The organism is Arthrobacter sp. Y3223065 (assembly GCF_059090885.1).
On the sequence record NZ_JBNHGC010000006.1, the window covers coordinates 15,935 to 40,982 of the forward strand.

A 25,048-nucleotide genomic window follows, 5' to 3' on the forward strand; every position below is an offset into this window, starting at 1 on the left:
AAGGGCGCTCTTGCTTCAGCAGGGGCGCCCTTCGGTGCGCGGCAGGCCCGCCGCCGGCCCGGTGCACCGGCGCGGGACCTGCGGCAGGACCGGGCCCGCCCGCTATTTTTGCCCCCGACGGGCTGAAACGATTGCCTACAGGTTGAACCGTCGGCCCCCGGGGCTAGGATGATGCGCACACGTCCCCGCGGACGGCGGGTGAACGGCCCCTCCCGGGCCGCCGCCCGGCCCATCGGGGACCTATGCGGAAGAGTGTCCAGGAGGTCTCCGTGATTGGCGATTCGCAGCCCCCGTCCCTGGCGACAGCCGACTATTCCCTGCCCGGGCATCCGAAGACCACCGGACGCTATATCGTCGTCTTCTACGGCCCGGCCGATGAATGTGCCGGGATCCTGGCCGACGCCGCCGGTCTGTCGAATGTCGCGGACAGCCGCGATTTCGGCACCCGGGGAGTGGATCCGGACTCGGCCTCCGGCGCCGAGGCAACGGTCTTCGCAAACCTGGGCATCGCCGTCGTCGCTGCCGGCCCGGACCAGATCAGTTCGCTCCAAGTCAGTTCCGCCGCCCGGCACCGTGTCCTCTCGGTCTCGCCGGAACTCATCCACGATGTGCTGGGCCCGGTCGAGGACTATGCTGCCGGCTACCGCGACGGCGTGACCGACCTGTCCGGCCGGCTCGCCGCGGGCCGGCACGAACGCCGCGAAGCGGGTCCCGCGCCGGCGGGTTTCGCCGACAACAACAATTTCACGTGGGGGCAGCAGGCCACCAGGGCCGTCTCGTCGCCCTATTCCGGGCAAGGCGTGCGCGTCGCCGTGCTGGACACGGGCTTCGATGAAGCGCATCCCGATTTCGCCGGACGCAGCATCACCAGCGCCTCCTTCATTGCCGGCGAGCCGCCCCACGACGGACACGGCCACGGCACGCACTGCATCGGGACCGCGTGCGGCCCCAAGGCCCCCGGCAACGGTCCGCGCTACGGTGTGGCCCACGAAGCGGAAATCTTCGCCGGGAAGGTGCTCAGCAACGCAGGTTCCGGGACCGACGCCGGCATCCTCGCCGGGATCGACTGGGCCGTGGGCAACGGTTGTGCCGTCATCTCCATGTCGTTGGGGGCCGACGTGGCGCAAATCCACCCGCCCTACACGGCGGCCGGGAGCCGGGCGCTGGAACAGGGTTCCCTGATCATCGCCGCCGCGGGAAACAACGCCGACCGCCGGAAGGGCGAGTTCGGGTTCGTCGGTGCCCCGGCGAACAGCCCGTTCATCATGGGGGTAGCCGCGCTGGACCAGGCCCTGGAGGTCGCGTTCTTTTCCGCCCGAAGCCTTCCGCTGCGCGGCGGGCAGGTGGACTGCGCCGGCCCCGGATTCCAGGTGTATTCGTCCTGGCCGATGCCGAAGCGGTACAACACCATCAGCGGGACCAGCATGGCAACACCCCACGCCGCCGGCGTGGCGGCCCTGTGGGCAGAGGCTACCGGCCGGCGTGGCCTGGAACTGTGGGCCACCCTGGTCCAGGAGGCGGAGCGGTTGCCCGTGCCCTCCGTCGATGTCGGGGCAGGGCTGGTGCTTTCCCCGCAGTGACCGGCCTTCCCCCGGGAGGGGGCCGCGGACCTATCATGGGGGTATGCAGATCACCGTGACGGTGCGCCACGACTACCTCTCCGATACCGGGCGGATCGCCGAGCAGTTGGCAGCCGGCGGCATGCAGGTGGAGAACGTGTTGTCCACCTTGGGCATGATTACCGGTTCACTCCCGGAGGGACAGCGTGCGGCTGTTGCCGGAATCGAGGGCGTGGAGTCCGTGGACGAAGACCGGCGGTTCGTCCTACCGCCTCCCGACTCCGACATCCAGTAGGCTCAGCGAACTCCATCGGACCGCCCGCGTGGACCTCGGCCAGGTGCTCGGCCTCGGCAACGACGCCTGCTTCTTCCAAGACCCCGCGCACCACGCCCGGCGGCAGGCTGCTCCCCCGGGCTACGTCGGCAGCAACAGCGTCACCCACGCACCGGCAATCATGAACGGCCCGAACGGAATGTCGCTGCGCAGCGATCCGCGCCGCAGGACCACCAGCAGCACACTGTACGCCCCGCCCAGCAGGAACGCCGCGAACGTCCCCAACAGCACCTGTTCAAACCCCAGGTAACCCAGGTACATCCCCAGCACTCCGGCCAGTTTCACGTCGCCGAACCCCATGCCGGCTGGATAAATGAACCGGACGGCGAAATAGAAGACCCAGAGCAGTGCGCCGCCAGCCGGCACCCGCCAGAACATGCCGGCATCGTAGCCTCCCAGGGAGGCGGCAATCAGCAGCACCCCGGACACCGCGTAGGCCGGAAAAATGATGCGGTTCGGCAGTCGGTGCGTGCGCAGGTCGATCCAGCTCAACCGGGCTCCGATCACGAGCAGATAGCCGCCGGCGGCCAAGAGCATCCAGAACGCGAATGCGCGGCCGGGCCACAGCAGCGCCAGTTGCTCGACCATGGACCCAACCTACTGCACCCGCCTGATCCCCGGGAGCCGACGGCTACACTGTGGATATGAACGGCGGGAGCGTGCTCAAAACCGGCGACGCCGCCGGCAACGCGGAGATCTTCAGGTGCCTCTGCCGCTCTTCTCCCTGGAAGTGGGAATCGCTGCGGTTCGAGCTCCGCGCCGTCCAGGCCGATGCACCGGAGCCGGACGCTTCCGGCGGCATGCTGCGTGCGTGGACCCGGCGCCCCGGCGCGCTGCGGGTCGAGTCGGCCGACGGCCGGCTGCTGTACAGTACCACCGGCATCAACGACTCCCGGGACGGTTTCTACGTCAGCGCGACACGCAAGTCGTGGCTGTTGCCGCCGCATCTGGTCACGCCGGTGTTCAACGACATCCACTTGGTGCGCCGCCGGCCCGAGGCCGCCTACGGAGAGCCGGTCTTCGGCAACGGGCGCTGGTCCGCCATGCTGGATCCGGTTGAGCTGGCCGGCAGCGCGCCGGTGGCCTATGAGGCGCCCTTCGCCAACCCTGTGGAGATCCATGAACTGCGCGAGGTCGAGCACCAGGGCCGTCGGGCGCTGGAGGCCGTCGTCTCGCCCAACCAAACGTACGCGCCGTACGACGCCGGCCATCCGCTTCTTCCCGAGGGCCGCACCGAGGTGCGGGTCGACTGGCGGACCGGGGTTTGTGTCTCCGCGGTAGCAATGGACGGGCCTCAGCAGGGCGGCGGCCACTCTTTGACCATCCTCGGGGTGGACGAATACATGCTCGACGACCTATTCCTGGAGGTCAGCATGAACCTCACCGATGTGCGGGAGCACATTCCCTGGCCCCTACGCCCGCACCCCGCCTGAGGGGCCGGCGCCGCGCACCGGCGCCGACAGGTCCGGCCGTCCGGCCGGGGCGGGACGCGCGACCGGGCCCTGGCGTTGAGGGGTGACGCCAGGGCCCGGCGGCGTGCGCCCGGCCGGCCTGCCTCGCTGAGCCGGAGACCTCGGGATCACGAGTCCAGAGTCTCCATTCCTCCTTGGAAAAACCCGGTGCTGTCCCGGCACCCCCTCAAATTAGGGGTGCTGGCTCCCCCACGCGAGGCTGTCCGGCCGTCACGTAGGCAACGCACGATGGTGGTGCACTCATGGGGGGGTGCGTGCTACGAGGGGGAATCGTGGAGCAATTGAGTGGACGGGCCATGCCCGTGGCTGTGCAAATGATCGGAAACTTGCGGATTCGTCGCGGCGAGGACGTGTTAACAGCCGACAAGCTGGGCGGCCCAAAGCCGCGTCAGGTGCTGGAGATATTGTTATTGCACGTTGGTTCGCCCATGTCGAAGGACCGGCTGGTGCACATGTTGTGGGGCGGCCGGGCGCCGGGCGAAGCGCTGGCCACCTTGGAGAGCTATGTCAGCATTCTGCGGCGCAACCTGCAGCCTGGCTGCGCAAAGACGGGACCGCTGCGCACCGCCAACGGCGGTTACCTGATCGACCGGGACATGGTCGACGTCGACCTGCACCGGTTCCAAGCCCTGGTGCGGGCCGCCGAGTTTTCCGATCCGTGGAGGGCGTACCCTCTGCTGGCCGAGGCTCTGTCGCTCGCCGCTGAACCGCTGCTGGGCGACGAATTGACTCCCGATTGGGCAGAAGAGGCCCGGTCGAGGCATGCCGAAATGGTGCAGCACGCCCAACAGTTGGCTGCAGAGGCCGCGCTGGCCCTGCAGCGGCCCGATGAAGCGGTGCTCTGGGCGCAGCGCTGCGTTGCTGCTTCTCCGCTCAATGAGGCGGCGTGGACAGCCCTGATCGGAGGCCTGGAGCTTTGCGGACGGCATGCGGACGGGTTGCAGGCCTACGAACGATGCCGGCAATTGTTCGGCAGCGACCTCGGATGTGCACCCGGCCCGGCCCTTCAGGAGATCTACGTGCGGCTGCTGAAGGCCACCGCCGACGCGCAGTCCGGCCTGTCGGAAGTCCTGGCGGCACTACTGGTGCTCAACGAACGGCTGGACATGCCCGCAGCGACGTACCGGAAGGAACAATTCACAGCTGATGTTACGGCGGAACCGCGCTATATGGCGGCCGGGGACATCGTCAGCTCTTTCTTGCGCAAGGCGCTGACGGCCAGCTGAGACCGCGGGACCGCGCTGGCCCGGTATGTACTTCCAGGTGCGCACCATGCATACTCTAGGTGGGGTCAAGTCCTTCGTGTCTTGAGTTGGGGAACTGGAGTATGAGCTCTTTGGGGGAGCAAGAACTACGCATCGCCGTCGTAGATGACCACACGACTTTCGCGGAGTTGCTGTCTGATGCCCTGGATCGGGAATCGGATCTGATCAACGTGGGCAGCGCCACCGGCGTGACGGAGGCGGTTGCCCTGTGCCGCCGGACCCGGCCCGACGTGGTGATCATGGATTACCATTTGCCCGACGGAGATGGACTCAGCGCCGCGGAGCAGATCCTGCAGGCTGCCCCGGAGACGCGGATCATCTTGTTGACCGGTAACCCGTCGCTGAATGTACTCGCGCGCGCCGCCGCATCGGGTCTTTGCGGTTTCCTGCCCAAAGACGGCTCCCTCTCGACACTGCTCGAAACAATCCGGCACGCCAGGAGCGGCAGCATGGCGGTCCATCCGTCCGCGCTCACCCGATGTGCCACCGCTCCGCCGGCCCAGGCAGCGGACAGACCGGCGCTGACCAAACGCGAGCATCAGGTACTGGCTCTCATGGCAGCAGGCTACGATGTCCGCACGAATTCCCGGAGGCTGGGCATTTCCCCGCACACGTGCCGGGGATACGTGAAGTCGATTTTGGCCAAGCTCGGCGCTCATACCCAGCTGGAAGCCGTCGCCACCGCCCAGCGGCTGGAACTGCTGGGCGGCGCGCATGGTCGTTGAGTTCGCCGCGCGGGTCCGGCGCAGCATCCTCGCTGAATCACGCTCCGAGCCCCGCCGCCGGAAGCCCTCGGAAATGCAGGCGGCCCTGCGCCGCTTCGCGTTGTCCGGACTGGCGGCTCTGATCATCGTCACGGTGCCGGTGATCATGGTCGCCCGCTCGCTGGCTGCCGACCAGGCACTCCTCCACACCGCCGAACACACGGAACAAGTCGTCGACCACGAATTCGCGCAGGACGTCACGGAAGGCGTGCTCGCGGGCAACCCAGAGGCCCTTGCCGAGTTGGACAGCGAAGTCGACCCGATGATTGACGACGGCCACATTTTGCGGGTCAAGGTCTGGGACTTCGACGGCACGATTGTGTATTCGGACGTCGATGAACTCATCGGGCAGCAGTTCGACCTGCCGGCCCATCTCCTGGTGCAGCTGCAGGGGGATGCACCTGTCAGCGTCGTGGAAGATCCGGCGGACGCCGACAAAATCTTCGAGACGGGCCAGGCCCAGCTGGTTAACGTTTATGTGCGTGCACAGGCCGGCAACGGAGATGACTACATCTTCGAGTTGTCCTACCCGGCGGACGAAATCAACCGCATGCAGGACGAGATGCTGGGCATCCTGCCTGTCATCTTGATCGCGTTGGCCGTGCTGCAGATGCTCCAGCTTGGACCCGCAATCCGAATGGCGCGCCGCATGCGGAAAAATAGTGAAATCCGGCGAGGACTGCTGCAGCAATCAATGGCGGCATCCGAACAAGAACGCCGGCGTCTGGCCCGGACCCTTCATGACGACGTCATCCAAGAGCTGGCCGGGCTGGCCTACAGTCTGGAATCACGCGGACAGCAGCAGGCTGGTTCGGACAGCACCTTTCATGCGCTGGCGCAGAATGTTGTGCAGGGCAGCATCCGTAACTTGCGCCACATCACGCTGACACTGTATCCGCCGGACCTGTCGGCTGAGGGCTTGCCGGCTGCGCTCGACGGATTGGGTGTTCTGGTCCGCCAACGCGGAGCCGACTGGCAATTGGATATTGACTTCCCGGAGCCCACCGCTCTCGGCTCCCCCGAGCTGCTCTACCGCGCAGCGCGTGAAGCCGTCACCAATGCATCCAAGCACGCCTGCGCCCAGCTGGTCAGGGTCTCGCTGCGGCAATGGAGCAATGCAGTGGTGCTGGAGGTTGTCGACGACGGCGTCGGCTTTACTCCTGACGCTGCCAGGCGAGCGGACCACATCGGCCTCCGAATCATCCGCGACACCGTCCGGGAAGCCGACGGTACGCTGCAGGTTGAATCGGCCCCCGGTGCCGGCACCCGGATCGTCATCGCCTTTCCTTCCGGGAAGTAGTCTCCACCGCGCCTGACCAGGGCACCACCGGCGGTAGCCCGGGTACGATAACGGCGGCAATTGACCGGCTGTAGTCGGCGGGAAGCGGGCCGCGCTTCGGCAGCCCGCTTCCCTCCAGTAGGCCGGGGAATGCCGCCGGCTAGATCTCGGCGCCCTCCAGCAGCTCCGTGACCAGGGCGGCAATGGGCGAGCGCTCCGACCGCGTCAGCGTCACATGGCCGAAGAGCGGGTGCCCCTTGAGCGTTTCCACGACGGCGGCGATGCCGTCGTGGCGCCCGACGCGCAGGTTGTCACGCTGTGCCACATCGTGGGTGAGGACAATCTTGGAGTTCTGGCCGATCCGGCTCATCACCGTCAGCAGCACGTTCTTCTCCAGGGATTGCGCTTCATCCACCACCACGAACGAATCGTGCAGGGAGCGGCCGCGGATGTGGGTCAGCGGCAGCACCTCAAGCATGCCGCGGTCCATGACTTCCTCGACCACTTCGTTCGAGACCAGGGCGCCGAGCGTGTCGAACACCGCCTGGGCCCACGGATTCATCTTTTCCGATTCGGAGCCCGGCAGGTACCCGAGCTCCTGGCCGCCGACGGCGTACAGCGGCCGGAACACCACCACCTTCCGGTGCTCGCGCCGCTCCAGCACCGCTTCCAGCCCGGCACACAGCGCCAGGGCGGACTTGCCGGTACCGGCCCGTCCGCCGAGGGAGACTATTCCGACCTCCGGGTCCATCAGCAGGTCGATGGCCAGCCGCTGCTCCGCGGAGCGGCCGTGCAAACCGAACACGTCACGGTCGCCCTTGACCAGGCGGACCTGCTTGTCGGCTCCCACCCGGCCGAGCGCCGATCCGCGGTTGGAGAGCAGCACCAGGCCGGTGTTGGCGGGCAGTTCCGCTGCCTCCGGGATGAACACCGGCTCGTGTCCATACAGCGCGTTCACGTCGTCGTCGAGAACATCCAGCTCGGCCACGCCGGTCCAGCCGGAGTCCTTGACCAGTTCGTTGCGGTACTCGTCCGCACGCAGCCCCAGCGCAGACGCTTTCACCCGCATGGGCAGGTCCTTGGAGACCACGGTGACGTTGCGGCCCTCGACGGCCAGGTTTTTGGCCACGGCCAAAATCCTGCTGTCGTTGCCGCCGCCGCGGAATCCGGCCGGCAGCACTTCGGGGGAAATATGGTTGAGCTCCACACGGAGTGTGCCGCCCTCCGCACCCAGCGGTATGGCCTGGTTCAGGCCGCCGTGCTGCACGCGCAGGTCGTCCAGCAGGCGCAGTGCCTGGCGGGCGAAGTAGCCCAGCTCCGGGTCGTGCCGTTTGCCTTCCAGCTCCGTGATCACCACCACCGGCAGGATGACCTCGTGCTCGGCGAAGCGCAGCAGTGCCCGGGGATCGGACAGCAGCACAGAGGTGTCCAGGACAAACGACGCCCGCGCTGTTTCCGGTTCCCCGGCGGAAACAGAACGACCGGACGAGGTGGCAGCGGCGGGCTGCTTCCCGGGTCCGGTCGTGGCGGCAAGGTGCGGATTCTTGGTGGCGGTCATGCTTGCTCCCGTCCGGAGCGCGACGGCTCCGACTGATTGAAGCGGGGCGTGGACGGTAGGGCCACCAGGCCGGAACCGGCCTCCCCCGATGCGGCTTTCGCTGTGCGCATCAAACTGGTGGCCTCCCGATCAATCTGCGGTTTGCTGACTGATAGTCCCAAATTACGCGGATGTAATTCACTAGGACAAGAGCCCGGGAGAAATCGTTTCAATGAATTCTGCGCGAACGGTAACGACGCCGGTGGCCCGCCCGCTCTGCCGGCCTGCCTCAGGCGCCGAAACGGCGCTGCCGGCTGGCGTAGTCGCGGAGAGCGCGCAGGAAGTCCAAGCGCCGGAAATCCGGCCACAGGGCCTCGCAGAAGTAATATTCGCTGTAGGCGCTTTGCCACATCAGGAAGCCGGAGAGCCGCTGTTCGCCGGAGGTCCTGATGACCAGGTCCGGGTCCGGCTGGCCGCTGGTGTACAGGTAGCGGGAGATGTCCTCGACGCCCAGCGCATCGGCAACGTCCGCCAGGCTCTTGCCTTCGGTGTCGGCATGGCGGAGCAGGCCCTTGACCGCGTCAACGATTTCCCGGCGGCCGCCGTAGCCCACGGCCACGTTCACGTGGACGCCGTTGACACACGCGGTCTGCTCCCCCAGATCGCTGAGTTTCGCGGCGAGGTCGGCCGGGAGCGTCTCCAGCGCACCGACGGGATGGACGCGCACGTTCTTGCCCTCGCCCAACCGGTCCAAGGTATTGCCAATGACACCGAGCAGTTCGCGCAGTTCCTCTTCCGAACGGCCCATGTTGTCCGTGGACAACATGTAGAGCGTGACCACCTTGATGCCCAGGTCGCCGCACCAGCCCAGGAACTCCAGGATCTTGTCGGCTCCCGCCTGGTGTCCTTCCCGCGTGGGAGCCCCGGCCAGTTTGGCCCAGCGCCGATTGCCGTCAACCACCACGCCGATGTGGCCCGGGATCCGGTCAGGCGCCAGCGAACGCTGCAGGCGCCGCTCATACAGGCGGTACAGGACGCCGGGAAGAGACACAGCACCCCGCCTTCCTGATCGCCCGTTCACGACTTAGAATTCTATCCCCCCGTTCGCCCGGTTCCGCGCCACACGTAGTTACCGGCCGGTAACCAAGGCGGCCCCGGCCGCTAGAATTATCCGCATGAGTGAACACGGCGCCGTCACCGGGCCATCCGGCTACCGGGGCGGTCGCGAGGATTCCGCTGCCCGCCGGGAGGCGACGGACGGCCCCATCGAACGGACCGTGGAGCAGGTCGCCGACGCACTCAATATCAAGCCGAGGTTCCGTGGCTGGCTGCATGCGGGGGCCACCCCGCTGGCCCTGGTGGCCGGAATTGTCCTCGTGGCGCTGGCACCCACCGCAGCGGCCAAATGGGCGTGCGCGGTCTACGCGGCCACGGGCTTGCTGCTCTTCGGCGTCAGCGCCGTCTATCACCGCGGCAACTGGAGCCCCAACGTCAAGCTGGTGCTCAAGCGCCTGGACCACACCAACATCATGCTGGTCATCGCCGGAACGTACACGCCGCTGGCCTGGTCACTGCTGGAACCGGCGAAGGCCACGCTGCTGCTGTGGCTGATCTGGGCAGGAGCCATCGCCGGCGTCGGGTTCCGGGTGTTGTGGCCCCATGCCCCGCGTTGGCTCTATGTCCCGGTCTATTGCGCTCTCGGGCTGGCCGCCCTGTTCTACCTGCCCGACTTTTTCGCTGCCAGCGTCCCCGCGTCGGTCCTGATCTGCGCGGGAGGTGTTTTCTACATTGGCGGTGCGGTGGTCTACGGGATCAGGCGGCCGAATTTCTCTGTCACCTGGTTCGGCTTCCACGAGTTGTTCCATGCCTTCACCGTGGTGGCCTTCGTCTGCCATTACACCGCCATCATCATCGCGGTTCTGGGCCGCTCCGGTTGACGGTCGCCAAGGGCTTCGGGAAGGGTGCCGGACTCAGCTTGCTCCCGGGCCGAGCTCGGCCAGCAGGTCATTGACGGTGGCCACCGGCCGCCGGCAGACCATTCCGCGGCACACGTACGCCAGCGCACCTTCCGCCGGGGCTGGCTTATCGGCCAGCAGCGGGGCCGCCCCCTCCGGCGGCCGCGCCTCTGAGGAACGGGCGATGACCATGCCCGGGCTGCCGGTTGCGCGCGCCGCGGCTATGAGCGCGGCGGCTGCGCCCGGTGCCCCCGTGACGGCCAGCTCCACCGGCCCGGCCGCCAGTGCCTGCGCAGCGGCGAGGCCCCACCCGGCAGCACGCGGTGCCCGCACGGCAATCCGCTCCAGATAGCCGAGCAGCCGGCCGGCCAGATCCCGGTGCCGGACGGAGCCGCTGTAGGCCGCATAGGTGGCCAGCGCGCCGGCAAACAGGCTGGTGCCGCTGGGGGTGGCGCTCTCCAGCGGATCCGCGGGCGGAACGGATCCGGCGGCGGCAGCCACCTGGGCGGCAGGGGCCGCCTGGTCGTTGAGCTGTCCCTCACCCAGGAACACCTCCTCCGCGCGCAGCACCAGCGCTTCCGCGGCGGCAAACCAGCGGGGCTCCCCGGTGGCCGCATAGAGCGAGAACAGTCCTTCCGCACAGCCGGCGTAGTCCTCCAGCAAACCTTCGAAGTGCTGGGCAGAACCGTTGTGGGAAACCCGGGCAAGCCGGCCGGAGCCGTCCAGGTGCACGGCCAGCAGGTAGTCCGCCACGGCCACGGCGGCGGCGGTAAGGTCGGGCCGTTCGAGCAGCTCGCCGGCTTCGGCCAGCCCGGCCACGGCCAGCCCGTTCCAACCGGCAACGACTTTTTCATCCCGCTCCGGCTGCGGCCGTTTCCGGCGTGCCGCCAGCAGTACCGGACGCAGCCCTTCCCAGCGCTGCCGCTCGTCCGGCCCCAGCACCCGTCCCGGGTGCAACGTCGACCCGGTGGCGCTGACGTTGCCCCGCTCGCCCACACCCATCACGGACGCGACCCAGCCGCCGTCGTCGTCGCCGAGCGCCTCCCGCAGCTCTGCCGGCGACCACAGGTAGGTTGCGCCTTCATGGTGGACGCCGTCGACGACGGTGTCGGCGTCGAGCGAGGACGCCAACCCGCCGTGCGCCAACTGCAGCCGGTCCAGCATCCAGTCCGCCGTACCGGCCGTGACCGCCCGCCCCAGGTTCCTCTCGGCCTCGACCGAAGACTGGAGGGCCCATTGGGCATACACGCGCAGCAACTGGACATTGTCGTAGAGCATTTTTTCGAAGTGCGGCACGGACCACTGACGGTCCACCGCGTAGCGGGCAAAGCCGCCCTCCACTTGGTCGTACAACGCGGACCCGGCCATGGCGGACAGCGTACGGGAAGATAATCCGGCGGCCTGCCCGGCAGTGTCGGACCGCGAGGCCGCAGCATGCCGGAGCAGGAAGTGCAGCACGGCCGACGGCGGAAATTTGGGGGCCGCGCCAAACCCGCCGAAGACGGTGTCCTCCTGGCGCGCCAGGACCTCGACGGCCTGTTCGAGGACCGGGCGGCCCGCACCCCAGCCGCTGGCGGACACCTGCACCGGTCCCGGCCCCGGATCGTGGGACCGGTCCGCCGCGCCGTCGTCGGGCCCCGGGGTGAGGTCCCCGAGGAGTTCGCGGTTGGCTTCCCCGGCCTCTGCGAGGGCCTGGGCCAGCGAGGCGGCAGTGGTTTCAACGGCGCCGCGGCGCTGCTCCCAGGCTTCATGGACCGCCTGAAGCACCTGGCGGAAGGATGGCTGGCCGGGCAGCGGCCGCGGCGGGAAGTAGGTGCCGGCATAGAAGGCCCGGCCGTCGGGCAGGGCGAAGACGCTCATCGGCCAGCCGCCCTGGCCGGTCATCAGCTGTGTGGCCCCCATGTAGACGTTGTCCACGTCCGGACGTTCCTCCCGGTCCACTTTGACCGGAACGAAGTGCTCGTTCAGGTAGCGGGCCGTGGCCTCGTCCTCGAAGGATTCACCGGCCATCACGTGGCACCAGTGGCATGCCGCGTAGCCGATCGAAACGAAAACAGGCACGTCGCGCAGACGTGCCTGTTCAAAGGCCTGGTCACCGAACGGCCACCAGTCCACCGGGTTCCCGGCATGCTGCCGCAAGTAGGCCGAAGCCTCTGAGCGCAGTCTGCCGGCCATGGTCACTCCCTGCGGTCCGGGCGGCCCGAGCCGCCGCTGTGTTCGTTCGTGCTCCCCGTTTCGGTGCCGCCGCCGTCCGTGTGCCCGCGCGTGCCCCCGCCTGCCTGCCCGGACGCTTCGGGGCCCGCCTCCCGCGCATCGTGGCCGCCGCTCTCCTCCACCTGGGAGCGGTAGCGCACCCGCCGGATGCGCCGGGACATATCCCAGATCAGGAAAACCACCACGGCCGCCAGGGCAAAGGTGAAGAAGAAGCCCCAGGGCCCGGGCGAAACCTGGTCAGCGTCCAGGCCGGGCCGGAGAGTGGGTTCGCCGGCACCGGCGGCGACGGCGGCAAGGATCTGGATCAGGGGCAAGTTTTAATCTCTTTCTCGCTGCGTCCCGGAAAACTTCGGTTCCGGCGCTGGTTGGCTGCAAGGTCTATCTTATGCCCGCGAAAAAATCCGTTTCGGGCACGCTGGTCTCCACCCGGGCGTGGATCAGCGAGAAATCCTCCCACGGCCAGACGGTCCGCTGCATTTCCTCCGAGACCGCGAAGAAGAACCCGGTGGGCTCCACTTGGGTTCGGTGCGACAGCAGCGCGCGGTCGCGGTGGCGGAAAAAGTCGCCGCAGTCGATCTGCGTGGTGGTCCGGTGGTTGGGCATGGGCGGCTGGTGCCCCTCGGCGTCGGCCTCCAGCCATGCCGCGAGGCGTGCGGCGTAGGGCGACTGCAGCCCGGCTTCCTCCAGGGCGTAGTGCAGTGCGCGGAACCGTTCCGGGTTGAACGCACGGTCATAGTAAAGCTTGAGCGGCTCCCAGGGGCTGCCCGCCTCCGGGTAGCGCTCCGGGTCGCCGGCGGCGTGGTACGCCTCCACCGCCACTTTGTGCGCCATGATGTGGTCCGGGTGCGGGTAGCCGCCGTTCTCGTCGTAGCTGATCACCACATGCGGGCGGAACTCGCGGACCAGCTTAACCAGCGGGGCTGCAGCCCGTTCCAGGGGCAGGGTGGCGAAGCTGCCGAACGGCAGCGGCGGGAGCGGATCCCCCTCCGGAAGGCCCGAATCCGCGAACCCCAGCCAGCGATGCTGTACGCCCAGCTCCGCTGCCGCCCGGGCCATCTCCACCCGCCGCATCCCGGCCAGGTCCCGGTGCGCCTGCGGATCGGAGGCAGCCTCCGCGTTGAGGATGTCTCCGCGTTCACCGCCGGTGCAGGTGGCGACGAGCACCTGGACGCCTTCGGCGGCGTAACGCGCCATGGACGCGGCGCCCTTGCTGGATTCGTCGTCCGGATGGGCGTGGACCGCCAGCAGGCGCAGTCCCTCACTCTGCGCCGGCCGGGCTGCATCGAAGCTCACGTGGCTGCTCCTGGAAAATCTTGCATGGGTGGGTGGGAAGCTAAACTTGAGGGCGTGAGCACCTCCGGCCCCCGAACTCCTCAGACTCCCCCCAGCTTAACGGTTTCCGAACGTTACGGCACGCCGCGGCGGACGCTGTCGCGCCGCAGCAAGCTGGCAATGGCGGGCGGGGCACTGGGCGTGGCCGTCATCGGCGCCGGTTTCTTCGCCCTGGGCCAGGACGGGCCGCAGGTTGAGAGCAAGGACGTTGGCTTTTCGGTGGCCGACGCCGGCCACATCACCGTGGACTTCCAAGTCACCAAGGATCCCGAGGCTACGGTCCACTGCGCCGTACAGGCCCTGAGCGAGAACTACGCCGTCGTCGGCTGGAAGGTCGCCACGATCGGGCCCGCCGCCGAGGGGGATACGGCCGAGACCACGGCACACCGCGTTCAGCTGAGGACCGAATCCCTGGCCGTCTCCGGCGGCGTGGACAGTTGCTGGGCCGCCGACGCCAGCGGCTGACGCACCCGGTGGGCGCGCCCGGAGCCCTGCTTTCCAGGGTGCGGCGCATCTTTTGCCACCGTGTTATTGGGAAAACCGGCGGGGGCTGACTACAATTGAGCAAATACATTCCGCCCCGCCTCCGGTGAACTGGGAACTCCCAGAACGAATGATTCACCTTCATGGCGGGGTCTTTGCATGGAGTGGCCGCCAACTTGGCGGCCTTTTGTGCAAAGAGCCACCGTGCCGGCCCCGCGTCCAGCGGCACCGGCAGCAACTAAGGAGAACTACGTGTCCACTTCCAGCGCACCCGTCGCCTGGCTCACTCAGGAAGCCTACGACCGCCTGAAGGCTGAACTGGATCACCTTTCGGGCCCCGGCCGGGCAGAGATTGTCGACCGCATCGAACAGGCCCGCTCCGAGGGGGATCTCAAGGAAAACGGCGGATACCACGCCGCCAAGGAAGAACAGGGCAAGGCCGAAGCCCGGATCCGTCAGCTCACCGAGTTGCTGCGCAACGCCCACGTGGGCGAAGCACCCGCTGACGACGGAATCGTAGAGCCGGGCATGGTCATCGAAGCGAAGATCGCCGGCGACACCGAGCGCTTCCTGCTCGGCAGCCGCGAGGTCGCCGGAGATTCCGAACTGGACGTGTACAGCGAAAAGTCCCCGCTCGGCGCGGCCATCCACGGATTGCGCGCGGGAGATACCACCACCTACGCCGCGCCTAACGGCAAGCAGATCGCCGTGGAGATCATCTCGGCCAAGCCCTACGCCGGCTGATCACGCACCCCATTATAAAGGGCGGGCTCCTGCGGGAGCCCGCCCTTTCGCGTAGGCGGGAGCAGGCGTTGGGCGTTTCCGATCGCTGGGGAACGGGTTCAGCGGAGGCCCCGTCTGCGGCGGCGCAGCAGCACCGCGGCAGCGACTCCCCCGGCCGCCCCGAAAAGGTGCGCCTGCCAGGAAATCCCGGGCAGCGCCGTCGGCAGGACGCCCCACAACACCGAGCCGTAGAAAAGAAAGATGACCACGGCCAGCAGGATCTGGCGCCAGCTGTGATTGTAGAAGCCGCGCACCAACAGGTAGGCCAACAGCCCGAAGACCAGGCCCGAGGCGCCGATTGTCAGGCCCGCACCGGTCAGCCAGACCCCCAGCCCGGAGGCCAGCCAGCTGCAGGCGAGCACCACGCAAAACCGCCGGATTCCTTCCAGCAGCGTCAGGAACGCGAGCACCAGCAGCGGGACAGTGTTGCTCAACAGATGGCTGGTATCGGCGTGCAGCAGCGGCGCGAACACCACGCCGTCTAGCCCCTCGAGCCGCCGTGGGGCGATGCCCAGCAGCAGGCTGAAGTACCCGCCGGCAAAGATGTTGACCAGGAAGACCACCCAGAGCAGTGCCGCGAATGCGCCGGCTCCGGCCAGCGCCGGGGCGGGGCGCAGTCCACGGCTTCCGGCCGCCACGGTCAGTGGACGACGACGGGCTGGAAGCCCGCGCCGCGGAGGCTGCCGAGCACCAGTTCGCAGTGCTCGTGGCCTTTTGTCTCGATGTCGATGGTGATGGCAACGTCGCCCATGCTGATGGACCCGCCGATGCGGGTATGGTCCACGCGGGTGACATTGGCATCCGATTCGGCGATGATCCGCGAAATCGTGGCCAGCGAACCGGGACGATCGTCGAGCATGATCCGCACGGACATGAACCGGCCGGAGGCATACAGACCCCGCTGGATCACTTTCAGCATCAACATGGGATCTATGTTTCCGCCGGAGAGAATCACCGCCGTGGTGCCCGGGTCCGGGATGACACCTTCCATGAGCGCGGCGACGCCGACGGCGCCGGCAGGTTCGACCACCAGCTTGGACCGTTCAACCAGGAAGATCAGGGCGCGGGCCAGGGCATCTTCGCTGACCGTGACCACGTCGTCGACCAGCTCCCGGATGATGGAGAACGGCAGCTGCCCGGGGCGGCCGACGGCGATACCGTCGGCCATGGTGGAGACCTTCTGCAGCGGCACCAGCGCATCGGCGGCCAGGGAGGGAGGGTATGCTGCCGCATTCTCCGCCTGCACGCCGATGACCTTGATCTCGCGGCCCATCTCCTTGGCCTTGGCCTTGACCGCCGTGGCGACCCCGGCCAGCAGTCCCCCGCCGCCGACGCCCATGACGATGGTCTCGACGTTGGGGACCTGCTCCAGGATCTCGAGCCCCAGGGTGCCCTGGCCGGCGATGATGTCCGGGTTGTCGAACGGATGCACGAAGACCGCGCCGGTTTCGTCCGCATAGCGCTGGGCCTCGGCGAGGGCTTCGTCCACGTTGTGGCCGTGCAGCACCACTTCGGCACCATGGCCACGGGTGGCTGCGAGCTTCGGCAAGGCAACGCCGAGCGGCATGAAGATACGGGCTTTGATGCCCAGGCGGGCCGCCGCCACTGCCACGCCCTGCGCGTGGTTTCCGGCGGAGGCAGCCACGACGCCGCGTGCCTTCTCCTCATCGGACAGCCCGGCCATCCGCACGTACGCCCCCCGGACTTTGAACGACCCGGCCCGCTGCAGGTTCTCGCACTTGAAGAACACATCGGAGCCGACCATCCGGCCCAGTGCGCGGGATTGTTCGATCGGCGTCTTGGCGATGATGCCGTCAAGGGTTATCCGGGCGGCCTGGATGTCGTCGAGCGTGACGGGAAGCTGGGCGGTGACTGTCACTTGTCGGTCTCTTTTCTGTGCAGCAGGACGCGGCGTCTGCGGGAGGGTTCCCGGTCTGAGGGCTCGGGCGGATTTCCGGGACCCGGCGAAGCCAACGCCGGTTCCGGCGCCCGGTATGGCTCTTCCACCGGTGGCGGCGCACCCAAGGCCGGATCCGTTTCCCATCCGCGGGCGGCAATGTACTTCACGACCGCATTGAGTATCGCGAGCAAGGGGACGGCAAACAGCGCACCGGCGATTCCCGCGACCATGGAGCCGCCGGCGACGGCCAGCACGACGGCCAACGGATGCAACGAGACAGCCTTGCCCATAATCACCGGCTGGAGCACGTGGCCCTCCAACTGCTGCACACCCAGCACGATGGCGAGCATGATCAGCGCATTGACCCAGCCGTTGGCCACCAGCGCCAAGAGGACGGCGACGAACCCGGTGAGCAGGGCGCCAACGATCGGGACGAAGGAGCCAAGGAATACCAGGACGCCGAGCGGCAGTGCCAACGGCACCCCGATAATGGCCGCGCCGGCGCCGATGCCGACGGCGTCAACGAAGGCAACGAACATCTGGACCCGGATGTAGTGGACCATGGAGGTCCACCCCTTGCGGCCGGCGCCATTGCCTGCCGCCCGCGCCTTCTTGGGCAGCAGCCCGACCATGAAACGCCAGATCCGGTCACCGTCGTACAGGAAGAAAATCAGCGCGAAGATGGTCAGCAGCAGGCCGGTGACCAGGTGTCCGGCGGTGGACCCGACGCTGAGGGCGCTGGAGAAGATAGCGCTGCTGTTGTTCTGCAGCTGGTCCAGGCCTTCGTTCAGGTAGTCGTTGAGTTGTTCGTTGGTCAGGCGGAGCGGTCCGTTCGTCAACCAGCCCTGGACCTGGCCGATGCCTTGCAGCACCTGGTCCCACAGCTCGCTGAAGCCGATGTAGAGCTGCCGGCCGACCAGGGAGAGAGCCCCGCCAATCAGCCCCAGGAAGCCCAGGATGGTGATGACCACCGCCAGGCTCTTGGGAACCTTGGCCTTGCGCAGGAACCGGACAACGGGGGAAATCAAGGCGGCAATCAACGCCGCGACCATCAGCGGAATGATCAGCAGCGAGACGAAACTGAGCAGCCAGACCAGCAGTCCGCCGACGACCAGGATCAGGCCCACCCGCCACGCCCAGGCCGCACTGATCCGCAGCGCATAGGGCACGTCCTCGCGGACGTGGTGTTGACCGTCGGCTCCGGCCAAGCGTCCGGCCGGCAGCGCACGGTTTTCGGGGAAGGACCGGTTCATACACCCAATAGTTTCATATTGTGACCCAGCCGTGCGTTCAGTGAAGCTGCGCCGTAATGCCCCAGCTTCCGCCGAACGTTGCACCGGGTTCCAGCCATTGAAGCCCCAGGCCGGAATTGAGGCTGTTTGCGGGCGCCGTCATTGGTTCCACCGCAACGGCGCGGTCGCGGCCCGGATATTTGGTGGTCACAAAGACATGGACGTAGCGGAACGGTTCTTCCTGCCACAGCCCGACCACCGAACCGCCCTCCGAGGCGAGTGTGGTCACGACGCGCCCGCCGGGTCCGGCAGACAGTCCGGTATAGCCGCGGTCGATGTCGAGGCCCGCCACCAAGGCTCCACTGCGCAGGTCGGTCTGGTCGTTGACCGGGGCTTCCGCTGTCGGAATCTTGGTGTGCCGGTCCGCCGGAAAGAACCGCGCGGCCGGCACGGTCAGGGTCAGCCGGTCGGCGGGTTCGTCTCCCAGTCGGATGAACGGATGCGCGCCCAGTGCGACCGGGGCCGCCGTTGCGGACAGGTTCAGCAGTTCTTGCCGGACCGTCAGGTCGCCGGCCTGGTCCAGGGAGTACTCGGCGGCATGGCTGAGCCGGAAGGGGTAGCCGTGTTGGGGGAAAATCTCAGCCTGCAGCACCATCGCGGAGCCGCTGCGGTCGATCAGCCGGTAGCCGGTGTTGCGCAGCAGCCCGTGGATGGCATGGCCGCGGCCCGGTTCCGTGATGTCCAGTTGCTGGACGGCGCCGTCGAGCTCCCACCGTCCTCCGTCCACCCGATTGGGCCAGGGTGCCAGCAGGATCCCCGAGGCCGAGGGCGGGATTCGGTCATCGTCGAATGTCTCAGTTAGCTGCACGCCCTGTTTTTCAAAGAGCCGGAGGCAGCCCGCCAGTTCGGTGATCACGGCCCGCGATCCGGCGCGCAGCAGTTCAAACTGCTCGCCGGTCGCTGCCCGGCCGCGCTGGCCCGTCATGGTTCCACCGTACCGGGCCGCCGCTTAAACAGCCGACCCCGGCGCCGGGCCGGGGTCGGTGGGTGAAAATACGGCGGATTACTCGTCGCCGCGGAGGATTGCGAGCAGGCGCAAGATCTCCACGTAGAGCCAGACCAGCGTCACGGTCAGGCCAAAGGCGGCCGTCCACGAGTACTTGCGGTCCACGCCCTGCCTGACGCCCTGCTCGATCGAGGTGAAGTCGACGATCAGGGAGAACGCGGCCAGGCCGATGGCCAGCAGGCCGATGATCACGCCCAGCGGGATGCCGATGCCCATGATGTTGATCTCCATGCCGCGCATGCCCCACTGGTTGTCCAGCACGCCGAACCACATCAGGCCCAGGTTAACCAGGGAGAAGAGCGCGTAGCCGATCAGTGCGATCATGAAGAAGCGCATGGCCTTGGGCGTGGCGCGGACCTTGCCGCTCTTGAACAGGGCCAGCGTGACGGCGAAGACGCACACCGTGCCCAGCACGGCCTGCGGGGCCACGCCTGGGTACATCGCATCGATGACCATGGACAGGGCGCCGACGAACAGGCCTTCGGCGGCGGCGTAAGCCAGGATGAGGCCCTTGGACGGTTCCCGCTTGAAGGCGTTGACCAGGCCGAGGACCAGGCCGGCGATCATGCCCGGAATCAGCAGGATCGGGAACATCCAGCCGATGGCACCGCCGACGACCACCAGGGACAGGCAGGCCAGGGTCTTGAGGATGACGTCGTCATAGGTCATCCGGCCGGTCTGGGCGGGGCCCGCCGACGGCTGGTTGTACAGATCCTGCAACTGCTGGCTGGAAAGCTGGGTCTGGCCAGCCAGCACCGCAGAGCCGGCTCCGGCAGGTCCCGCGGGTGAACCGCGGAACGCCTTCGGGTTGTTGAAAACCGGATTTCCTCCGATTGCCATCTTGTTGTCCTCCATCGTCAGGGGGCGAGCTAATGCTTAGACTACCAATCCCAACGAATAACACGGCAGAAAATTCCATGACGGGCCGGTGAACCCTCATCGGGCAGCGCCGCCGCCCTCCCGGCGGCCCGCTGCGCCTGCCCCGGGTAGAATGCTCCAGTGACTTCCCGCAGTCCTTCCAACCCGCCCCGTTCCTCCGCCCGGGCCAAACTGCCCCTGCGAATGCTCCATGACCGCATCCTCGTGGCCCCGGACCAAGACAGCAGCGAGCGCCGTTCGTCCTCGGGAATCGTCATTCCTGCCACCGCCGTCATGGGTAAGCGCCTGGCGTGGGCAGAGGTAGTCGCCGCGGGCCCGCACGTGCGCCAGGTGGCGGTCGGCGACCGGGTGCTCTTCGACCCCGAAGACCGGGCGGAAGTTGAAGTCAACGCCGCCGACTACACACTGCTCCGCGAGCGCGACGTTCATGCCGTCTCCCAGCCGGAGGAAGCGGACAGCGGCACGGGGCTCTACCTGTAGTTCCCCGCCCTACCCGTAGCCACCCCGGCGAATCCGGCCGCTCCCGTGCGGCACGGCCGGCATCCGGTAGTCAGGCTGCCCCTCGGTGCCTTTACGTTTCACCGTTGCTAAACGACGGCTTCACAGTTGTTACCTGATCGCGACAGAACGCGCGCTCCCGTCACCCGTGACGCAGGTAACATAAACGACACGTCGGTGATTTCCCTCACAGACGCTGTCAGCGCCTGCCGGCAATCCGGCGGACCACACCCCCCACTGTGGAGGTTCATATCTTGATCGCGATGCCGAAGCTTGTTCGGCCATTGGGGACACTACTCGCCTTGCTGGCGATCATCACGGGGATCCTCTTGTCCGCTCCCCCCTCACTGGCTTCGACCACGTCACCTGAGCCGACCCCTGCTACGACGACGACCGCGCCGGCGGAGCCGTTCCGCGACACGATCAGCGGCGTCCTGCGCAATGCCGAAGGCCCCGTCGTGGGAGTGCGGATCACGGCCACGGGCGAAGGATTCAGCGGCGAAGCAATCACCGGCGAAAACGGGTCCTGGTCGATCGGTGTTCCCGTCCGGGGAACCTATCAAGTCGAAGTGGACGTCTCGACCCTCCCGGAGGGAGTGGAGCTGGCCGAAGGCACACCCAATCCACGGGAAGTCACCTTCAGCAACACGTCCAACGCCGCGGCCATCTTCCCGCTCGGTGAAGGCATTGTGCTCCAAGGCGCCGGTTTCGGCGAGATCTTCGTCGAGCGTCTTATTGCAGGCCTGAGCTTCGGCCTGCTGCTGGCCCTGGCCTCGGTGGGGTTGTCCCTCATCTACGGCACGACCGGCCTGACCAACTTCGCCCACGGCGAGATGGTCACCGCCGGCGCGGTGCTGATGTTCGGCTTCGCACTTCTCGGCATTCCGGTGTGGCTGGCGATGCTGTTGGCCATTGTCCTGGGCGGTGCGTTCGGCTGGGCCCAGGACGCCTGGCTGTGGAAGCCCCTACGTCATCGGGGTACCGGGCTGATCCCCATGATGATCATCAGCATCGGCCTGGCCCTGGCTGCCCGCTATGTCATCCAGTTCAACTTCGGCGGCGCCACGCAGCAGCTGCCGCAGGCAAGGAGCCCCATCCTGGAACTGGGCAACATTTCGATCAGCCGCAATACGCTGCTCTCCCTGATTGTCAGCCTGATAGTGATCATCCTGATTGCCATGCTGCTGCTGAAGACCCGCCTGGGCAAGGCAACCCGGGCCGTCGCCGATAATCCCGCGCTGGCGGCGGCCTCCGGCATCGATGTTGACGGCGTGATCCGCATCGTCTGGACGGTCGGCGGGGTGCTGGCCGCGCTGGGCGGCATCCTGTGGGCCTATTACCGCCCCGGGGTCACCTTTAACATGGGGCAGCAGATCCTGCTGCTCGTCTTTGCCGGCGTCATCCTCGGCGGCCTGGGCACCGTGTTCGGCGCCCTGGTCGGTTCCGTCATCGTCGGCCTGTTCGTCGAACTGTCGACACTCTGGCTGGAAGCAGACCTGAAGTACGTCGGCGCCCTGCTGATCATGATCGTCGTCCTGCTGTTCCGGCCACAGGGCATCCTGGGCCGTCGAGAGCGCGTGGGTTAGGAGGCAACACCATGGATTTCCTGAATATATTCACCAACGCACTGGGCGAAATCATCAGCCCGACTACGGCCGCCTACGCCCTCGCCGCACTCGGTCTGGCCGTCCACTTCGGCTATACCGGCCTGCTGAACTTTGGCCAAGCCGGTTTCATGGCTATCGGCGCCTACGGCTTCGCCATTCCCACGCTCGAGTGGGGCGTGCCGTTCTTTGTCGGCGTCTTGATAGCCCTGATCGGTTCGGTGATCTTTGCGCTGCTGCTGGGCGTCCCCACACTGCGCCTCCGGGCGGACTATTTGGCCATCGTCACGATCGCCGCCGCGGAGATCATCCGGTACGTGGTCACCACCAACGACCTGACGGACATCACCGGTTCGGCCAACGGTCTGGCTGCCTTCGAAGGCGGATTCTTCGCCCTGAACCCGTTCCCGGAGGGCGTCTACAATTTCGGCCTGGTGAGCTTGAGTGAGCGCGGCCTCTGGATCCGCGTAGTTGGCTGGGGCCTGGTGGCACTCTGCTGCCTGCTGGTGTTCCTGCTGATGCGCAGCCCGTGGGGCCGTATCCTGAAGGGCATTCGCGAGGACGAGAACGCGGTGCGGTCCTTGGGTAAGAACGTGTACTCGTACAAGATGCAGGCCCTCATTATCGGCGGCCTGTTCGGAACGATGGCCGGCATGGTCTTCACCCTCCCCCGCGGAGCGGTACAGCCGGCCAACTACCAGACGGAGCTGACCTTCTTCCTCTGGACCTGCGTGCTGCTGGGCGGCATGGCCACCGTCCTTGGCCCTGTTATCGGCGCCATGATCTTCTGGGTAGTGCTCTCGCTGACCCAGGGATTGCTCTACGGCGCCATCGAGGCGGACTACATCACCTTCCTGACAACCACACAGGCCGGACAGCTCCGCTACATCCTGGTTGGCATCGCCTTGATGCTGCTGATGATCTTCAGGCCTCAAGGTGTGCTGGGCAATAAGAAAGAACTGGCATTCACATGAGCGAACAAGACCGCACCACGGCTGTCGGAGCAACCGCTGTCCCGGACGAGGCGGACCAGCAGGCCAACGATTACATGACGGATACCCGTCCCATCGCCGCCGACGAACCGGGCCCGGGGTGCCGGAAGCGGGATCCCATCCTCGTCGCCAAAAACGTCACCCGGCAGTTCGGCGGCGTCAACGCCGTGGACGTGGAATACCTCGAGATCCCACGGCACCAGATCACGGCGCTGATCGGACCCAACGGGGCGGGCAAGACCACGCTGTTCAATTTGCTGACCGGCTTCGACGTCCCCCAGAGCGGCGAGTGGTCCTTCGAGGGGCATTCGCTCGCCGGCGTGCCGTCCTACAAGGTGGCGCGCATGGGCATGGTGCGGACGTTCCAGCTGACCAAGGTCATGGGAAAGCTCTCCGTCATGGAGAACATGCGTCTGGGTGCCACCGGCCAGTCCGGCGAGAACCTGTTCAAGGCCCTCTTCAAGAACATCTGGGGGCCCAAGGAACGGGAGATCACCAAGCAGGCCGACGTCCTGCTGACCAAATTCAAACTGGACTCCAAACGGGACGACTACGCAGCATCGCTCTCCGGTGGCCAGCGCAAACTGCTGGAAATGGCGCGCGCCTTGATGGTCCGGCCCAAGCTGGTCATGCTCGATGAGCCGATGGCCGGCGTCAACCCCGCCCTGACGCAGTCGCTGCTGGAGCATGTCAAAAACCTGAAGGCCGAGGGCATGACCGTGTTGTTCGTCGAACACGACATGCAAATGGTCCGCCACATCGCTGACTGGGTGGTGGTCATGGCCGAAGGGAGGATCGTGGCAGAAGGTCCGCCGGCCATCGTCATGAAGGATCAGGCAGTGATTGACGCCTATCTGGGCGCCCACCACGACGTCGACCTGGGCGACGCCGAAGGCGTCGAGGCGCTGGAGGAAGAGTTGGCACAGGACGCAGAGTCGGTCGTGGGAACGGCCAGCGAGGGCGTTCTGGGCCGCCACATCAGCGAGCGTGATTCCAGCGCAGACGAAGCCGACGACACCCACCGAAGCCCGAGAAGGAAGGACCAGCCATGAATGCGCGCCGCATCGAATCGACCCCGGCAGCCGTGGCACCGGGGGAACCGGTGGTCACCGTGACGGATTTGGTGGCCGGCTACTTGCCCGGCGTCAATATCCTTAACGGCTGCAGCATCGAAGCCCGCCAGGGCGAATTGATTGGCATCATCGGCCCCAACGGTGCCGGCAAATCGACCCTGCTCAAGGCGATGTTCGGCCTGGTCAAGGTCCACTCCGGCACCGTGGTGGTCCGCGGCCAGGACCTGACCGGGCTGAAGGCGAACAAGCTCGTCAGCCGCGGCATCGGGTTCGTCCCCCAGAACAACAACGTCTTCTCGACGCTGACCATCGAAGAAAACATGGAAATGGGCATGTTCCAGCGGCCCAAGGACTTCAGGAAGCGCTTCGATTTCGTGGCGGGCATCTTCCCGGACCTGGCCAAGCGGCGCGCGCAGCGGGCCGGCTCGCTCTCCGGCGGTGAACGCCAGATGGTGGCGATGGGACGAGCCCTGATGATGGATCCGGCGGTGCTGCTCCTGGACGAGCCTTCTGCCGGCCTCTCGCCGGTCAAACAGGACGAGACGTTCCTGCGGGTGCATGAAATCAACCGGGCAGGTGTTTCGGTCATCATGGTGGAACAGAACGCGCGCCGCTGCCTGCAGATCTGCGACCGCGGTTACGTCCTGGACCAGGGCAAGGACGCCTACACCGGAACCGGCCGCGAGCTGCTGAAGGATCCGAAGGTCATCCAGCTCTACCTTGGCACCCTAGCGGACACCGCCTGAGTCCACCGCAGCCAGCCACCTCGACGGCGGCGCTCGTCCTCCGGGGCGGGCGCCGTCGTCGTTTGGGCACTCGGACAAGTG

The 25,048-nt window shown here is 66.9% G+C and carries 25 protein-coding genes; 14 read left to right on the forward strand and 11 right to left on the reverse strand.

Annotation, left to right across the window (positions count from 1 at the left end; translation table 11 throughout):
* Positions 1-269 precede the first annotated feature (269 nt).
* On the forward strand, positions 270-1,580 hold the full coding sequence (locus tag AC5RUK_RS15060; protein ID WP_493987930.1) for a S8 family serine peptidase: 1,311 nt from the start codon (positions 270-272) through the stop codon (positions 1,578-1,580).
* 43 nt (positions 1,581-1,623) lie between these two features.
* On the forward strand, positions 1,624-1,854 hold the full coding sequence (locus AC5RUK_RS15065) for a hypothetical protein (RefSeq protein ID WP_494108089.1): 231 nt from the start codon (positions 1,624-1,626) through the stop codon (positions 1,852-1,854).
* A gap of 120 nt (positions 1,855-1,974) precedes the next feature.
* On the opposite strand, the gene AC5RUK_RS15070 is transcribed toward AC5RUK_RS15065, so the two are convergent.
* On the reverse strand, positions 1,975-2,481 hold the full coding sequence (locus AC5RUK_RS15070) for a prepilin peptidase (protein ID WP_494108090.1): 507 nt from the start codon (positions 2,479-2,481) through the stop codon (positions 1,975-1,977).
* Positions 2,482-2,537: 56 nt separating this feature from the next.
* Between AC5RUK_RS15070 and AC5RUK_RS15075 the strand changes: the two genes are divergently transcribed.
* The 4 genes from AC5RUK_RS15075 to AC5RUK_RS15090 all read left to right on the forward strand — a co-directional run bounded on the left by AC5RUK_RS15075 (position 2,538) and on the right by AC5RUK_RS15090 (position 6,694).
* Entirely contained in the window at positions 2,538-3,326 is a 789-nt protein-coding gene (locus AC5RUK_RS15075; protein WP_494108091.1) for a hypothetical protein, read from the forward strand.
* Positions 3,327-3,679: 353 nt separating this feature from the next.
* Positions 3,680-4,591, forward strand: a complete 912-nt coding sequence (locus AC5RUK_RS15080; protein WP_494152676.1) for an AfsR/SARP family transcriptional regulator — start codon at positions 3,680-3,682, stop codon at positions 4,589-4,591.
* A 101-nt stretch (positions 4,592-4,692) separates the two neighbouring features.
* Positions 4,693-5,355 carry a response regulator transcription factor gene (locus tag AC5RUK_RS15085; protein ID WP_494108092.1) on the forward strand — a complete coding sequence of 221 codons (663 nt, stop codon included), beginning with the start codon at positions 4,693-4,695 and terminating at the stop codon, positions 5,353-5,355.
* Positions 5,345-6,694 carry a sensor histidine kinase gene (locus AC5RUK_RS15090; RefSeq protein ID WP_494152677.1) on the forward strand — a complete coding sequence of 450 codons (1,350 nt, stop codon included), beginning with the start codon at positions 5,345-5,347 and terminating at the stop codon, positions 6,692-6,694. Before AC5RUK_RS15085 ends, AC5RUK_RS15090 begins: the two co-directional genes overlap by 11 nt.
* Before the next feature lie 139 nt (positions 6,695-6,833).
* Here the strand turns inward: AC5RUK_RS15090 and phoH2 are convergent, their stop codons facing one another.
* Both phoH2 and AC5RUK_RS15100 read right to left on the reverse strand, forming a co-directional pair.
* Entirely contained in the window at positions 6,834-8,231 is a 1,398-nt protein-coding gene (phoH2, locus tag AC5RUK_RS15095) for an RNA 5'-3' helicase PhoH2 (RefSeq protein ID WP_494108094.1), read from the reverse strand.
* A 268-nt stretch (positions 8,232-8,499) separates the two neighbouring features.
* Entirely contained in the window at positions 8,500-9,261 is a 762-nt protein-coding gene (locus AC5RUK_RS15100; protein ID WP_493987922.1) for an isoprenyl transferase, read from the reverse strand.
* A 124-nt stretch (positions 9,262-9,385) separates the two neighbouring features.
* On the opposite strand from AC5RUK_RS15100, the gene trhA reads away from it, so the two are divergent.
* Positions 9,386-10,147, forward strand: a complete 762-nt coding sequence (gene trhA / locus AC5RUK_RS15105) for a PAQR family membrane homeostasis protein TrhA (RefSeq protein WP_493987921.1) — start codon at positions 9,386-9,388, stop codon at positions 10,145-10,147.
* Positions 10,148-10,180: 33 nt separating this feature from the next.
* Here trhA and AC5RUK_RS15110 read toward each other — a convergent pair whose 3' ends face one another.
* From AC5RUK_RS15110 to mca, 3 genes are all read right to left on the reverse strand, one after another.
* A complete protein-coding gene (locus AC5RUK_RS15110; RefSeq protein ID WP_493987920.1) occupies positions 10,181-12,340 on the reverse strand; it encodes a thioredoxin domain-containing protein in 2,160 nt (719 codons plus the stop codon).
* Positions 12,341-12,342: 2 nt separating this feature from the next.
* Positions 12,343-12,693 carry a hypothetical protein gene (locus tag AC5RUK_RS15115; protein WP_494126488.1) on the reverse strand — a complete coding sequence of 117 codons (351 nt, stop codon included), beginning with the start codon at positions 12,691-12,693 and terminating at the stop codon, positions 12,343-12,345.
* Between the two features lie 64 nt (positions 12,694-12,757).
* Positions 12,758-13,672: a mycothiol conjugate amidase Mca gene (gene mca, locus AC5RUK_RS15120; RefSeq protein WP_493987918.1), complete on the reverse strand. Its 915-nt coding sequence runs from the start codon at positions 13,670-13,672 to the stop codon at positions 12,758-12,760.
* Between the two features lie 54 nt (positions 13,673-13,726).
* Here mca and AC5RUK_RS15125 point away from each other — a divergent pair, with 54 nt between their 5' ends.
* The gene (locus tag AC5RUK_RS15125; protein WP_493987917.1) at positions 13,727-14,176 is read left to right on the forward strand and encodes a DUF4307 domain-containing protein; all 450 of its coding nucleotides are present in this window, start codon (positions 13,727-13,729) and stop codon (positions 14,174-14,176) included.
* A gap of 270 nt (positions 14,177-14,446) precedes the next feature.
* Entirely contained in the window at positions 14,447-14,938 is a 492-nt protein-coding gene (greA, locus tag AC5RUK_RS15130) for a transcription elongation factor GreA (protein WP_493987916.1), read from the forward strand.
* 98 nt (positions 14,939-15,036) lie between these two features.
* Here the strand turns inward: greA and AC5RUK_RS15135 are convergent, their stop codons facing one another.
* The 5 genes from AC5RUK_RS15135 to AC5RUK_RS15155 all read right to left on the reverse strand — a co-directional run bounded on the left by AC5RUK_RS15135 (position 15,037) and on the right by AC5RUK_RS15155 (position 20,015).
* The gene (locus AC5RUK_RS15135; RefSeq protein ID WP_493987915.1) at positions 15,037-15,615 is read right to left on the reverse strand and encodes a rhomboid family intramembrane serine protease; all 579 of its coding nucleotides are present in this window, start codon (positions 15,613-15,615) and stop codon (positions 15,037-15,039) included.
* Positions 15,616-15,617: 2 nt separating this feature from the next.
* On the reverse strand, positions 15,618-16,856 hold the full coding sequence (gene ilvA, locus AC5RUK_RS15140; protein WP_493987914.1) for a threonine ammonia-lyase: 1,239 nt from the start codon (positions 16,854-16,856) through the stop codon (positions 15,618-15,620).
* The gene (locus AC5RUK_RS15145; protein ID WP_493987913.1) at positions 16,853-18,130 is read right to left on the reverse strand and encodes an AI-2E family transporter; all 1,278 of its coding nucleotides are present in this window, start codon (positions 18,128-18,130) and stop codon (positions 16,853-16,855) included. The genes ilvA and AC5RUK_RS15145 overlap by 4 nt, the downstream gene beginning before the upstream one ends.
* A gap of 37 nt (positions 18,131-18,167) precedes the next feature.
* A complete protein-coding gene (locus AC5RUK_RS15150; protein ID WP_494108098.1) occupies positions 18,168-19,094 on the reverse strand; it encodes an aldose 1-epimerase family protein in 927 nt (308 codons plus the stop codon).
* Positions 19,095-19,172: 78 nt separating this feature from the next.
* A complete protein-coding gene (locus AC5RUK_RS15155) occupies positions 19,173-20,015 on the reverse strand; it encodes a Bax inhibitor-1/YccA family protein (RefSeq protein WP_493987911.1) in 843 nt (280 codons plus the stop codon).
* Between the two features lie 222 nt (positions 20,016-20,237).
* Here AC5RUK_RS15155 and AC5RUK_RS15160 point away from each other — a divergent pair, with 222 nt between their 5' ends.
* The 5 genes from AC5RUK_RS15160 (at position 20,238) to AC5RUK_RS15180 (ending at position 24,967) form a co-directional block, all read left to right on the forward strand.
* On the forward strand, positions 20,238-20,534 hold the full coding sequence (locus AC5RUK_RS15160) for a GroES family chaperonin (protein WP_493978707.1): 297 nt from the start codon (positions 20,238-20,240) through the stop codon (positions 20,532-20,534).
* Between the two features lie 281 nt (positions 20,535-20,815).
* Positions 20,816-22,138 carry a branched-chain amino acid ABC transporter permease gene (locus AC5RUK_RS15165; RefSeq protein WP_493987910.1) on the forward strand — a complete coding sequence of 441 codons (1,323 nt, stop codon included), beginning with the start codon at positions 20,816-20,818 and terminating at the stop codon, positions 22,136-22,138.
* Positions 22,139-22,149: 11 nt separating this feature from the next.
* Positions 22,150-23,130, forward strand: coding sequence for a branched-chain amino acid ABC transporter permease (locus AC5RUK_RS15170; RefSeq protein ID WP_493987909.1), 981 nt, complete (start codon positions 22,150-22,152; stop codon positions 23,128-23,130).
* Between the two features lie 74 nt (positions 23,131-23,204).
* The gene (locus AC5RUK_RS15175) at positions 23,205-24,200 is read left to right on the forward strand and encodes an ABC transporter ATP-binding protein (protein WP_493988241.1); all 996 of its coding nucleotides are present in this window, start codon (positions 23,205-23,207) and stop codon (positions 24,198-24,200) included.
* Positions 24,197-24,967, forward strand: a complete 771-nt coding sequence (locus tag AC5RUK_RS15180) for an ABC transporter ATP-binding protein (RefSeq protein ID WP_493987908.1) — start codon at positions 24,197-24,199, stop codon at positions 24,965-24,967. Before AC5RUK_RS15175 ends, AC5RUK_RS15180 begins: the two co-directional genes overlap by 4 nt.
* Positions 24,968-25,048 lie beyond the last annotated feature (81 nt).

Coding starts and splice junctions, on each gene's coding strand:
- AC5RUK_RS15065 (WP_494108089.1), top strand. CDS start 1,624: ATGCAGATCACCGTGACGGTGCGCCACGACTACCTCTCCGATACCGGG.
- AC5RUK_RS15070 (WP_494108090.1), bottom strand. CDS start 2,481: ATGGTCGAGCAACTGGCGCTGCTGTGGCCCGGCCGCGCATTCGCGTTC.
- AC5RUK_RS15075 (WP_494108091.1), top strand. CDS start 2,538: ATGAACGGCGGGAGCGTGCTCAAAACCGGCGACGCCGCCGGCAACGCG.
- AC5RUK_RS15080 (WP_494152676.1), top strand. CDS start 3,680: ATGATCGGAAACTTGCGGATTCGTCGCGGCGAGGACGTGTTAACAGCC.
- AC5RUK_RS15085 (WP_494108092.1), top strand. CDS start 4,693: ATGAGCTCTTTGGGGGAGCAAGAACTACGCATCGCCGTCGTAGATGAC.
- AC5RUK_RS15090 (WP_494152677.1), top strand. CDS start 5,345: ATGGTCGTTGAGTTCGCCGCGCGGGTCCGGCGCAGCATCCTCGCTGAA.
- phoH2 (WP_494108094.1), bottom strand. CDS start 8,231: ATGACCGCCACCAAGAATCCGCACCTTGCCGCCACGACCGGACCCGGG.
- trhA (WP_493987921.1), top strand. CDS start 9,386: ATGAGTGAACACGGCGCCGTCACCGGGCCATCCGGCTACCGGGGCGGT.
- AC5RUK_RS15110 (WP_493987920.1), bottom strand. CDS start 12,340: ATGGCCGGCAGACTGCGCTCAGAGGCTTCGGCCTACTTGCGGCAGCAT.
- AC5RUK_RS15145 (WP_493987913.1), bottom strand. CDS start 18,130: ATGAACCGGTCCTTCCCCGAAAACCGTGCGCTGCCGGCCGGACGCTTG.
- AC5RUK_RS15150 (WP_494108098.1), bottom strand. CDS start 19,094: ATGACGGGCCAGCGCGGCCGGGCAGCGACCGGCGAGCAGTTTGAACTG.
- AC5RUK_RS15155 (WP_493987911.1), bottom strand. CDS start 20,015: ATGGCAATCGGAGGAAATCCGGTTTTCAACAACCCGAAGGCGTTCCGC.
- AC5RUK_RS15160 (WP_493978707.1), top strand. CDS start 20,238: ATGCTCCATGACCGCATCCTCGTGGCCCCGGACCAAGACAGCAGCGAG.
- AC5RUK_RS15165 (WP_493987910.1), top strand. CDS start 20,816: ATGCCGAAGCTTGTTCGGCCATTGGGGACACTACTCGCCTTGCTGGCG.
- AC5RUK_RS15170 (WP_493987909.1), top strand. CDS start 22,150: ATGGATTTCCTGAATATATTCACCAACGCACTGGGCGAAATCATCAGC.
- AC5RUK_RS15175 (WP_493988241.1), top strand. CDS start 23,205: ATGACGGATACCCGTCCCATCGCCGCCGACGAACCGGGCCCGGGGTGC.
- AC5RUK_RS15180 (WP_493987908.1), top strand. CDS start 24,197: ATGAATGCGCGCCGCATCGAATCGACCCCGGCAGCCGTGGCACCGGGG.